General features: G+C 35.3%; 6 protein-coding genes. 2 read left to right on the forward strand and 4 right to left on the reverse strand.

From position 1 onward, the window contains the following. Positions 1-156 precede the first annotated feature (156 nt). Entirely contained in the window at positions 157-1,608 is a 1,452-nt protein-coding gene (locus tag Q0921_RS22080) for a S41 family peptidase (protein ID WP_299260843.1), read from the forward strand. Between the two features lie 65 nt (positions 1,609-1,673). Here Q0921_RS22080 and Q0921_RS22085 read toward each other — a convergent pair whose 3' ends face one another. From Q0921_RS22085 to Q0921_RS22100, 4 genes are all read right to left on the reverse strand, one after another. Then, the gene (locus Q0921_RS22085; RefSeq protein WP_299260846.1) at positions 1,674-2,147 is read right to left on the reverse strand and encodes a hypothetical protein; all 474 of its coding nucleotides are present in this window, start codon (positions 2,145-2,147) and stop codon (positions 1,674-1,676) included. 416 nt (positions 2,148-2,563) lie between these two features. Then, positions 2,564-3,094 (reverse strand): DUF4348 domain-containing protein, encoded by a 531-nt coding sequence (locus Q0921_RS22090; RefSeq protein ID WP_299260848.1) that lies wholly within the window; start codon positions 3,092-3,094, stop codon positions 2,564-2,566. A 17-nt stretch (positions 3,095-3,111) separates the two neighbouring features. Further along, positions 3,112-6,975 (reverse strand): DUF6443 domain-containing protein, encoded by a 3,864-nt coding sequence (locus tag Q0921_RS22095; protein ID WP_299260850.1) that lies wholly within the window; start codon positions 6,973-6,975, stop codon positions 3,112-3,114. Between the two features lie 6 nt (positions 6,976-6,981). Continuing rightward, on the reverse strand, positions 6,982-10,668 hold the full coding sequence (locus Q0921_RS22100; protein ID WP_299260852.1) for a hypothetical protein: 3,687 nt from the start codon (positions 10,666-10,668) through the stop codon (positions 6,982-6,984). A 413-nt stretch (positions 10,669-11,081) separates the two neighbouring features. Here Q0921_RS22100 and Q0921_RS22105 point away from each other — a divergent pair, with 413 nt between their 5' ends. Further along, on the forward strand, positions 11,082-11,600 hold the full coding sequence (locus Q0921_RS22105) for a lipocalin family protein (RefSeq protein WP_299260854.1): 519 nt from the start codon (positions 11,082-11,084) through the stop codon (positions 11,598-11,600). Positions 11,601-12,343: the final 743 nt, after the last annotated feature.

Consider the following 12,343-nt stretch of genomic DNA (forward strand, 5'->3'; position numbering starts at 1 on the left):
GTTTTAAAAAAACAGGTGCTATAAAAAGCACCTGTTTTTTTGTTTATAATAATAACTACTTACCTCTATTTTATTACATTTACATCCAGAAAACAAGGGGTTGTCACATCTTTTCTTATAAAAAGTCTTTAAAGATTATATATTAATAATTATCACATGAACCGCATTTTGTGTATTGTAATTTCGATCATCACATCCACTACGCTATTTGCTCAGAAAAACCTAACACTTGAAAGGGCTCAGGAAGATTTTAAAATTTTTGAAAGCATATTAAAAAAAGGACATCCATCACTTTATGAATACATTAGCGAAGGTGATCTGGATTCTGTTATGAGTGTTACCAAAGAATCAATTACAGCAGATATTTCTGATATCGAGTTATTTAAGAAGATGCAACAGGTTACCGACCAGATTAGAGATGGTCATTTATTGCTTTTTGCACCTAATACGCTAAATACTACACAATATTATTTTCCTTTAATACTTAAGATTATACAAGGGGAGTTTTATACCGATACGGATGATTTTAAGATACCCGTTGGATCAAAAATCATTAAAATACAAGGTAAACCGATAGGGCAAATTCTGGAAGCATTAAAAAAATACACTCCTACTGACGGCTATAATCTTACCAGAAAATACAGAGACATCGAATTAAAGTTCGGCCTATTTTATACATACGAATACGGTCTACAAAAAAAATATACCGTTAATTATACGGAACCAAATGGCACAGAGAAAACAATCACACTAGCAGCGGAATCTTTTGTTAATGCAAAACATCGAAATATTAACCGAAACTCTTATTTTTCGAAATATCATCAAGAAAAAGACAAAGTAGCTTTTTTTTCAAAACATATCAATACGAAAGAACCCTTTGTATACTATAAAAAAGATCTTAAAACTGCTGTTTTGGTTGTCAACTCTTTTGGAGTAGATATCAGAGCATTTAAATCTCGTTTGATTAAACTCTTTAAGGAAATTAATAAAAAGAAAATAAAGCATCTCATTATTGACATACGAAACAACGATGGTGGTTTCAGACCTAATTCTGTGAATCTTTTTTCTTTTATTACAAACAAATTATACAAACAAAGAACGAGTGCTTTTGTTTCTTCACTAGAAGTTCCGGAACGAAAATATGTAACCAGAACATATGGCGAAAAAGAGTTTTTAAAAGATAAGTTCTATAATCATCCAAAATATGATGGATGGAAATTAGATTTTGATGATTTAGAAACAATGATGGTTCCTAATAGAGATAGATTTTATGGTAAAGTATATATATTAGCTGCTGGAACTACTTTTTCTGCAGGTTCTGCATTAGCGCTATTAGCTAAAAATGATCCGGATATCCTTTTAGTAGGAGAAGAAACTGGTGGTGGTTATTATTCTCATACAGGTCAATTTCCTGTGTATTATGAACTACCTAACACTAAGATTATTATGGTCATGTCTATGGAAAAAATCACCCATTATGTAAAAGACAAAACAGTTCCTAAAGGCTCTGGTGTGATTCCTGATCGCACAGTACAACTTTCTGTAGAAGATCTAATACAAGGAAAAGATAGTCAGTTAGACTATGTTTTGAGATTGATCAAAGGGTAAGAATCCATAAAAACACCTAACTACAAATACTACTTCTAAACCAGAATTTGGCTTTTAAAAAGATACTAGTCTAATGAATCTAACATCTGCTCATAATCATATTGCAGATCTTCATGTAATGTAGTTATGATTTTTTTGATACCGGCTATTTGTCGCTCATAAAGACCAGACAACACTTTATTGTTTTTAATAGAAGGACGCATATCTTTTAATTCTGAGCAAAAATGAAGTAATATTTCTACCTCTGTTTCTTTTTTACCAGAATATCGGATATACTTTTTACTAATCCGTAGGATTTTACGAACACTTTTTTTGATGTAATAATAACTACTAGTATTGATAAGGCCGAACTCATTGGTCATTTCTTGTCGTACTTCTGCTATATAATTATCTTCATCCGATGCTTCGTAAAGCAAGTAGGTAAGTAGTTCTTTGTTTTCTTTTTTGAACTTAGATAACCGTAAACAAAGTGCTACCAGTTCTTGTTGGGAACAATTGTTTAGTTCTAGTTTTAATTCTCTTACTGTAGCAGCTTTCATCGCAATGTAACAAGTTTATATCTATTGCGAACTTAGGAATAATAATTAAGATGAGTTTTTTATTTGTTATAAAGGCCATGTTCACCCATCGACTTCGCTAGGGTTCGGAATGAAACTGCAATTCGAAGACTGTACTTTGGCTGGCTCAACATGAGATGTAGCCGAAGGCCGATATGCCAAAGGTTCGAGAACACCCTGACAAGTTTTGTATACACTTTACCCTTTGGAATCATATAATGATAATGACCATACTTTAATACTACGCGAGGACTGAGGCTCTCTAAGTCCGTTAATTCAGAGTTCGAGGGCCTCACCCTTCGATAACTTGGATAGTACGGATTTAAGGAACATTTTCGCGCTATCATATCCGAGCGGTCGGGTTTCTCTCACAGCACACCTTCGAAGAGCTGGACTCTTTAAGTTGATTCATCTTTTAAAGAAACAAATAACCAACAATTATTTTCTTTCTTAAATTCAAACTCAACCCTTATACCATTATCTATCCCTAATTGATAATATATATAAGTGTCATTTTCTTTTTTCTCTATTTTTGCTCTAAATCTATCAATATCTCTGTTTGCAGCTTCACTATCGTTGCTTAAATTAAAAAATTGATAATCCTGTTGCTCTATATATTCTTCTTCAGGTGTTGTTGTGTCAGAACTATAAGCATCAAAATATGTCATTTTTAAAGGAAATTTAACTCTACTTTTTTGAAAAACACTATCCTTAGAAAACCTATTGAAAAAAGCTTCAAAATTTAATCCACAATTTTTTGGAACAATAGGATTATCTGAAATAGGTTCTTGCAGAGTATCTAAAACAGGTTCATTTGTTTTCTCCGCTTTAATATCTAAATCTTTACTGTTTGTTTCTTTTTTATCTACGCACCCTGTAGCAAAAGCTACTAAGACTATCAATAATGTTGTTTTAAATAAAGTATTCATTTTGCTCAAATTAAGTTTTAATCCCTAAATATCAGAGGGAGAGGTTTTGGTGCAGGTGTAGGTGCTGGATTTGGTATAGTTCCACCACCAGGAACCGGTTGTGGTGTTGGCAAAGGCGTAATATCATTCGGTGTTATTGGACTTACTGTACTTGCCTTAGGTAAAGCCGGTCTAGAAACTTCAACTTTAGGTGTGTATGTAACACCTGGAAATTTATAAAATGCCCAAAAATCATTATCATTATCATTATCATTATTACTAATACTATAATAAGATTCTGGCCAAGGACCAGCAGATATCCATGTTTGAGGATCTACTACGTTACTTGGAGTTTTAGCTTTACCTTCTGTTGGATTATACCAAGTATTATTTTTTCCTGTTTCAACAAAAGGGGCTTGTATTATACCGTAATGTAAATGAACTTGATATCCTCGTTCTTTTCCTCTACCTGAACCCCCAATAAGACCAATTGTTTGTCCTTCATCTATTTCATCACCTACTTCTACTAAAACAGAACTCATATGAAAATATCTAGTTTGAAATGAACCGTCTGGTGATTGCAAATATACATTTCTTCCAGAACCACTTAAAGTAGCTTTTACAGATACTACTCGACCAGAGTGTGTCGCTAATACAGGTGCTCCAAAATCAGTTGCGCCACCTCCATCAAAATTTATATCTAAACCTCTATGATTTTTACTACATCCTGAACAATTTCTTGGACCAAAATATGAGTCTATTCGTCTCCTCCAATTCTTAAACATTTCAGGAACTGGCCAAGGAATATTTCCTCCGCTATCACTAAAATAAATAGGATTATTAAATCCAAAATTATAAGGAGATTGAGATCTCATAAATTCAGCAAGTGGATCGATATTGAACCATCTTCCTAATTCTGGATTATAATTTCTTTCTCCAAAATCATAAGTAGTTAAACCAAGTTCGTTCTGTTCTTCTTTCCCACCAAAACCGTATTTATGTTCCGATACAATTAGATCATTGTATCCTTTATGTTGTAGTCCAAATGGATAATAATTCTTCTCTTGTAGTATTTCGTGAGCATAATCAGCATCTCCATCAGCATCTGCATTATTTCTCAGCACATCAATTTTTCCATCTTTATCCTTATCAGAAAATGAGAGTCTTATATTTCCCAGATGGTCTTTATATTGGTATACGTAATCAAACTCACCTTCTCCATTAGGTTCTATATACCCTTCTGCATGGTTAAAGAACTTAAGTTGTCCGTTTTCATACACATGGTTACCAGCGTATTCTACTATTAAAGAACTTCCTCCAGAGACAACTTTCTTTTGTTTCGCTCCAGTGGCATCGTAAATATAAGTAATATTTCCTGTTCCTTCACTATTAGAGATCGCAACAGTGTTAGGTAAGTTTAAATGATTATAACTAATACTAGATATTCCTTTATTATGATCCACAGTCATATTACCGTTAACATCATATTGATAATCATCTCCTGCAACTGTGGTATTCTTGGTAAATCCAAAAGGCATTGTTACCTCATCGGTAACTTTTAGTAATCTGTTCCCTGCATCATATTCATAGGCAAGATGATCCATCATGCCAAAATCACCAGATCTATTTCGATCAGGATTGGTAACAATCGCTCCAGTTCTTTGTAAGGTTTCGATATTTCCGTTTTTGTCATAGGATACATTACTTAAGTTATACCTACCATCACTACTCGTTCCGGCAAGAATTCTATTCAATGCATCATACTGGTATCCATAAGCCCGTTTGGTATTATCATTAGCAGTTTTCCAACTAGTTTCACTAATGTTTCCATTGAATAATGGATCAGCACCTAAGTTTTCGCTAGTGGTATTGTAATTAATTACAATACCAAATAAATCACCATTATCGGTAGTACCCTCATTAATTTCTTTTAACCAACCTCTCACATTATATGCGTAATCTACCTTTTGTAGTCCCCCTTCGGCTCCGCTCAAGGATCCTTGGGCACTGATCGACGCAGAAGTGCCTCCAACTGCTTTAGACTCCAATTGCCCTAATGCATCATAGGTGTTATATACGATTCGTTCTTCTGCTTGATTATTAATCGTTTGATTTTGATCTAATAATCTCCCCATATGATCGTAAGTAAAGGTATCAATGGTCACTATCGCAGCATTGCTGCCTTTGGTATGGGATGTTCGGGTTTTTAAAACCTTGCCCACAAAATCCAATTTATTTAAAATCCAATCTTCAGTACCGAGATAATCATTTTTTATATGCGTTTCCCAAGCTCTTCCCTTATTATCATAATAAGTAGCTGTTGTAATCCATTGATCAGTTCCTAACACTCTAACTTGGGATACCGTTGGTAAGCCTTTTACTTCAGCGGTTGCTGTCATACCTTCCCAGGTTCCGGAGCCATTAACTGGATTAAAAGTTACTAGATTTCCAACTTCATAATCATCATAGTAATTGATGGTTAATATTTCATCAAAGCTATTAGGATAAACACTCCCTTTATTATAATATATGGTTGTACCAATGTATATATTGGGTACTGTTGTTCTATTTACAAATTGAGAAGTTCTTTCATCAGCTTCTATTTGTATTTGACTTCTGGTTTTGGTATTATTTTTATCTTTTCCAGTATAAATTACTCTACCAAATGCATCATACGTGGTAAATAACCATTCATTTTTTGTTTTCTGATTTGCATCCTGAGTCATTATAGGTTGATCCAATTTGTTATATATAATATACTCCCATCCTTTTCCTGGTATTTTCTTTTCGATCAATCGGTTTCTGTAATCATATGTATATTGGTAGCACAGTTCGGCAAGTTCTTCTGGAGATACTCCATCTGTAGCACTTAATGTTACTTTTGGAGGAATGACATAGGTAAGATTCCCAAAATCATCGTATACATAATAGGTATCGTGTGCTCCGCCTGCGGCACCTCCCCCAGAGGGAGAGGAGTTAAAAGTACGCTTTAGAATGACTCTGCCAGATTTATCAGTGAATTCCTGTGTAGTGTGATTATCACCATCACCCGTCGTCCAATTCTCATCTTTGGTAATGTTTACAAAGAGTTCATTATCTGGATAATCCCCCACTTTTACCAAGCTAGGCGCTTCGGTATTGCCATCGGTAAAGTTTACTCTAAAATAGACCACATCATCTGCGGCATTATTAGCCCTTCTATCTAATTTTATAGTATGATCATCTCCTGTAGTTTTTGCAATCCAGTCTAATCCCGGTGCAGCCTGTTTTAAAGATCTACTTAATGGGGATTTCTCAAAAATAGTCTCTGAATAAGCATTGACATCAGCTTCTGCCATTCCGATAAAATCATTAGGATATTTTGTTTTATAATAGCTATTAATATCTGTAATAACATCAACGGTATTATAACTTCCTATAACTTCATTTTGTCTCTCGAAAGGCAAATACTGTTTTGCTTGTCTTCCATAAGTATCATATTCCATATAAGTTACAATATCCTTTTTATCAGAAGAGGCTTTAATTCCTATTTGTTGTGTAGCACGGCCTAATCCATCAAAATAGGTAATGCTTTCGATCACATCGCTATTATTGCTAACTTCAGAAAAACTGGTCTTCTCCTTTTGATACACTCGTGTGAATACATAATTCTCGTCAGTGCTTAATAATGGATTTACATAAGGATCTCCAGAAATCGTTGCAGAAAACACAGTTCCTGGTTGTATCCAGGTGGTTGGTTTAATGATAATTTTTTGACCTGCGCTTACATTAAGTAATGCCGGATCGCTAGATGCATTAATGGTTTCGTTTTCTATAATTACTGTATCTGCTCTTTGGGCAGTTACCACTATGCTTACTAAAACTAGCAAGACTGTAGCAATTTGTGTTACAATATTTTTCATCTATTACTAGTTTTTGTAGTTATACTCGTTTTCTGATATCAAATTACCATACTGATCTTTTACCGTTGATAATCGATTAAAACCATCATATTCATAATACATCGTATCTCCTCTGGGATCTGTTATACTAGTCACACCAATCTGTGGATTATAGGTATAACTAATTATTTCTGCATTGGCAAAGAATGTGTGGGATCTTAAGTCCTCGAACTTAGATCGCATAGTAATCTCTTCAGAAGCAGTATCCTCTGCATTAGAGATTGTTTTGATCTGATCAATCAAATCGATTACCTCTGTAGGCATTCCTGTATAGGTAGCGTTGTCAATTTTAGCAATCGGATATCTATCGTTGTATCCCCAAATAAATATAACTGGACTTCCTAAGGTCTGTACAACTTCTAATGGATGTCCTAGATTATCATAATCTACATATCGCATACGCTCTTCCAGCGTTGCATTTCCTTTACTGGTATACACAAATTCTGGAGATACGTGTTTTTCGGTACCCCATAATTTATAATCTGTTCTTTGTTTAGCCAGTAGGATGTTTTCAGTTCCTTGCTTGGTGTACTGCTCTACTTGTAAAGGCATTCCAATACGATGGGTATCTATCATTACATCAATAGCTTTGTTGGCATTAAGAGGTAAAGTACCGAGCGCTGCTCTATCCTGAGGATAATACATTTTAGAGATCCCTATTTCCCCATTGTTTTTGGTGGTTTGCGTACGCGTCATTTGTTTATGAGTATCGTTATCATAGAAGTATTCTGTTTTTTGCTCTATGAGCTGATCCTCAAAAAATTGTTTTTCTGTTTTTGCCTCTAATCGTGTCCATACAGGGGTTAAGCGGTACTTATTAGCAAAATACTTGGTATATGGCCCTAATTCTCCTCCTCCAAAACAACCGCCGACTATAGGGTCAGCAAGTGAGACAGAAATGGTATACGTACCATTTTCGTATATTTTTTTCTTACAGGCCTGGTGTGCAACTGCCTCTGGCATCAAAAAGACTCCGTTGTGTGGCATGGTAGTACTCAGGGTTTGTTGTGAGTACAGCTGTGAGCTTTGCTGCGCAATTTTTCTTTGATCGTTATAATGGATAATGGCTCTCAGTCTTCCGTTTAGATGGTATCTGGGGAAATAAGGGCGGTTTGCCACTGCTACGCCATCATCCTCATTATAAAAACTATAGACAGTATGTCCTTGATATTGATCATTTTTGAATCGTATTTCAGAAACATTCGTATAGGCGATATTGTATTTTGCTTTTGGAGCTAAATTATTGCTATAAAACTTATACAAATTCACATCAGGTACATTGACACCGTCACGCACAAGACCACTATGTATTTCTACATCAGAAAAGAATAGTTTTTGATGCACCACTCCGGAAGAAGCATAGTTACCTTCTATGATATCAGGAGTAATTGCTCCATTTTCAGGCAACGTATTATAATAATAATACTTAGTCAATACATCAGTAGCATTTTCTGAAGGTTTGTCTTCTGTTTTAACCAATCGTAAACCTCCTACCATATTGTTTCTGCTTATCTCCTGTTCTACTAACAAGTCATACTGAACATTCAAAGCTGTATTAGCATTTCCATTGACTAGTAAAATGCGATAATCTCCTTCTTCTAATTGTAAAATAAAATCACTGTCAGGAGTCGTACTGAAGTATACAATCTTTGGGTTGGTAGCAGGATTGCTGGTCATAATATCGCAATAAGTTAGTGGTGCTTCTCCATCATCACAAATCGTATAGGTATCACCCGATACGCTTGTAGAACATCCATTAGGTTGTAACCCAAGATCAGGACAAGGACGTGTCTCACACTGCCCTGTTCCTATTCGAGATTTATACACACAAACAAATGTTACTCCATTATCAGCTAATGGATTGCCGGGATCATAATTATTGAATGTGGCATCAAAAGCAATTGCTTTATTTGCATTTAAAGCATCAATGGTAAACTCCCCATTGGCAATATTCTGAAGATTGTTTAGATATGAAACATCATCAACATTAGGACAATCGTTTAGATCATTGGTACTGGCTATGGGGTTGTCACTTCCTCCCTGAACCGCAGTGGTGTATCTTTGTAGATTCGTATTGGTTTGTTCTTCTAAAGGACCACTATGTCCATTAAAAAAGAATTCCGTGCTTCCTCCAGTAGGATAGGTAATTTTTTGTAGCGTTCCATTGATGGCAAATTCCGGTTTAGATGTACGGTCAGACCCTGGGAAGTCATAATCTAATCGGCTCAATCCATATTGTTGGTTAAAAAGGAACCTGTTCCCCACCACATTGGTGATATGTGCTCCTCCACCATTATAATATCCCCAAAGATCCATATAATGAGAGCTTATGTGAGGAAGTTGTGTCGGGTTAAAATAATCAAAACTATGCGTTTTCTCTTTAGGAGTTGTAGGTGATGTATTAATAGTTCCTTGATTCTGAAACACCTCAATGTCACGAATTGCATCTAGTTTTAGACGTTTATCACCTGCTGGATATATCCCAGAACCGGATTCTGACACGAAATATGAATAATCAAATTCGAAGGCTTTTACAGTTTGCCCTAAAGTGTTGTAAGCATTGATACCGGTAATCGCAGACTGCCCAAGCAAATCTTCTCGCTGCAGACTACTTCCAAAATCTACTGCCAAGGTACCATTATGAAAAATAGCTGTTGGGTTAAATTGTTTGATCTTATAGATTGTTTGCTTATGTTGTTCTACAATTTCTTGTGTAAAAACTGAAGAATTCACGTTTTGATAAAATTGAACAATATGGTCTAAAGGCAACCGCTGATTCTCTGCATAGTAGGCTCCATTACCGTAGTAGTATACGATTGTATCTTCTTTATCAGCAGTTTCTATGTTGGTAACATACCAACTGGAGATATATTCTGCGGTATACTCATTCTGTTGGGTGCTATAGGATGTATGGGTAAATTCTGCTTTAGCAAACTCATAGCGTGTTCCCTGGGTATCCGTAATGATCCAATTGGTGATCTGATCCCCTAACAAGGTATAATCGATTTTGACTTCAGGGTTATCAATACAAAAAATTTGATATTTCCCATTTTCTATCACATCGTAGTTGATCCCAATGGTTCCCGATAGTCCATTAATAGAAAAACTAAAGGTATCTGCCTGGATATCGATATTGTTCATACTATAATTGGTTAATAAAGCATCAGCGGCATCCATCGCTTCTACGGTAGAAAAGGCTGTCATGTGCGCATTATTATATGCCGCATCAAGACCTGCTCGAGTGCCTGGATCGGTAATTTTAGCATAGGTTCCATCCGCTTGATCAGGAAGTCCATGTACCTGACGAGAAACTACCCCACCATAGTTTAGGTTCCACCCTAAACCAACCTTAGTAGCGAGTTGATTTACCTTAATCCCAGAAGCATCATAGGTCATACTAATCGGCATACTGATACTATTCCCTTTGATCTCACAAATCGGAATCGAAATATTAGGAGTACCTGTATATTGGTTTAATGGAACATTCCCATATTTAATAAAAGCAGCTGCTTCTGGAGAGTTAGGAATCGTAACTGCTCTGGAAAGCTCTGCTGTATAATCAAATGCAGTAGTGCCTCCACCGTCATCGCCAGTCTGTGCATATCCCAAACTTGTGATCAAAAAAAGTGTGAGAAATAATGAAATGTTTTTCATAAAAAATACTATTTAATAATTGTTGCCTTACTTAATTTTTTAAATGGATTACCCATCAATCTCTTAATGTGTTTAAGAATACTTCTGAGGTGAATTTTACTTTCCTACTTGTACGTGTCTTGGGAAAGAGAAATGTTACCTCTGTTTTTGATCTTTTTTTGTTTTTTTATTTCACAAAACAATGAAACATCAAAAAAAAGCGCACTAAAACACAAACAAATACTTAATCCAATACAGGAATTGTATTATATTTTAAAAAAAAAATCTGAAATAAAAAAGATCTACTGAGCTACTTCAGCAGGTGGACAGGTGTTCAAACATCCTCTCCCAACCTCTCCTTCAAAGGAGAGGATTACAAACTATTGAAACAGGAACAATTTTTGATGCTTTTTTAACGTATTAACTTTTACATTATGAAAAAATACTATTCAACATTCTTATTAGCTTTTGTCATTATCTTGACATCCTCTTGTTCTAATAGCAATAAAGAACCTTATCAAATTCCTGAAAATTCTACTGAGCTTATTGCTGGAACATCAGGTAAAATCTGGAAAATAGCAAAACGACATAATGATGGTACCAGAATGAATATGGCAGGTTGCTTTTTATCATATAGAACCACCTATAATCCCGATATGACGATGAAGGATAATAATGGTGAACAACATGATTGCGGCCCATCTCTTATTGCTGTTTGGGAAATCACACAAAATAAAGAAGGACACTACTTCATCAAACTAAAAAGTGATCAACTGCCTAAAATGATGAATATAGAAAAAGATTATAAGTATTTTCAGATTACGTATCTCAATAAAGACAGCCTGCAATTACGCTATAGGCATGCTCAATTTTCTGGTCAGGTTCGCACGATTGTAGATCTATATGTGCAAGAAGATGTTGTTGTTAAAAACAGGGATTTTCATAATAGATGATGTTATTTAGTTATCAGCGTTGGTTCCAGTTATAGGAATAAACAGTTTCGATTTTCTTGTAAAAACATCCTCTCCCAACCTCTCCTTCTAAGGAGAGGAGCTAAGAAGTTACTCTTTTGAAAACTTATATAGTATTCTTGCTAAATTGATTATATGTAATTACAACTACAACACTTAGAATCAAAAACATTTCGGCTCCACTCAATATAACAGCGCAGTATCAGGATGTAAAAAAATTCTTGAAATAGACGATCCTCGAGGCAGAGCCATAGAGCTATTTCGCCGATTTCATTTTGGCCTTAGGACCAAAAACCAAAATTTATTATTTTCCCCTCACCCCAGCCCTCTCCCCAAAAGGAGAGGGAGAAAACTGAAACCCCGAGGCACTGTGTCCGCCTATAGAGGAGAGCCTCGAGGAATTCTTCAGATTGAAATATTGATTTATAAAAAACAATAGTATTTGGTCATCTACGTTAGTACTAATAATAATAAGAAGAGTAAAAATCACACCTTCTAAGAAGGTGACTTTATAAAGCCCCTAAAAGGGGCAATGAGCAACATATAAAATTAGGTTCACATTAGGCCAGACCTGTCAGGTTTTGAAAACCTGACAGGTCTAAAACAGGCAAAGCCCCATAACCTGATCACCAGCTAAGCAGGTGGTTTTTTTATAAAAATATCCTCACCCAACCTTTCCTTCTAAGGAGAGAAACTAAGAAGTTACTGGAAAAATCATATAGTAT

Origin of the sequence: uncultured Aquimarina sp. (assembly GCF_947496855.1) — a bacterium.
GTDB lineage: Bacteria > Bacteroidota > Bacteroidia > Flavobacteriales > Flavobacteriaceae > Aquimarina.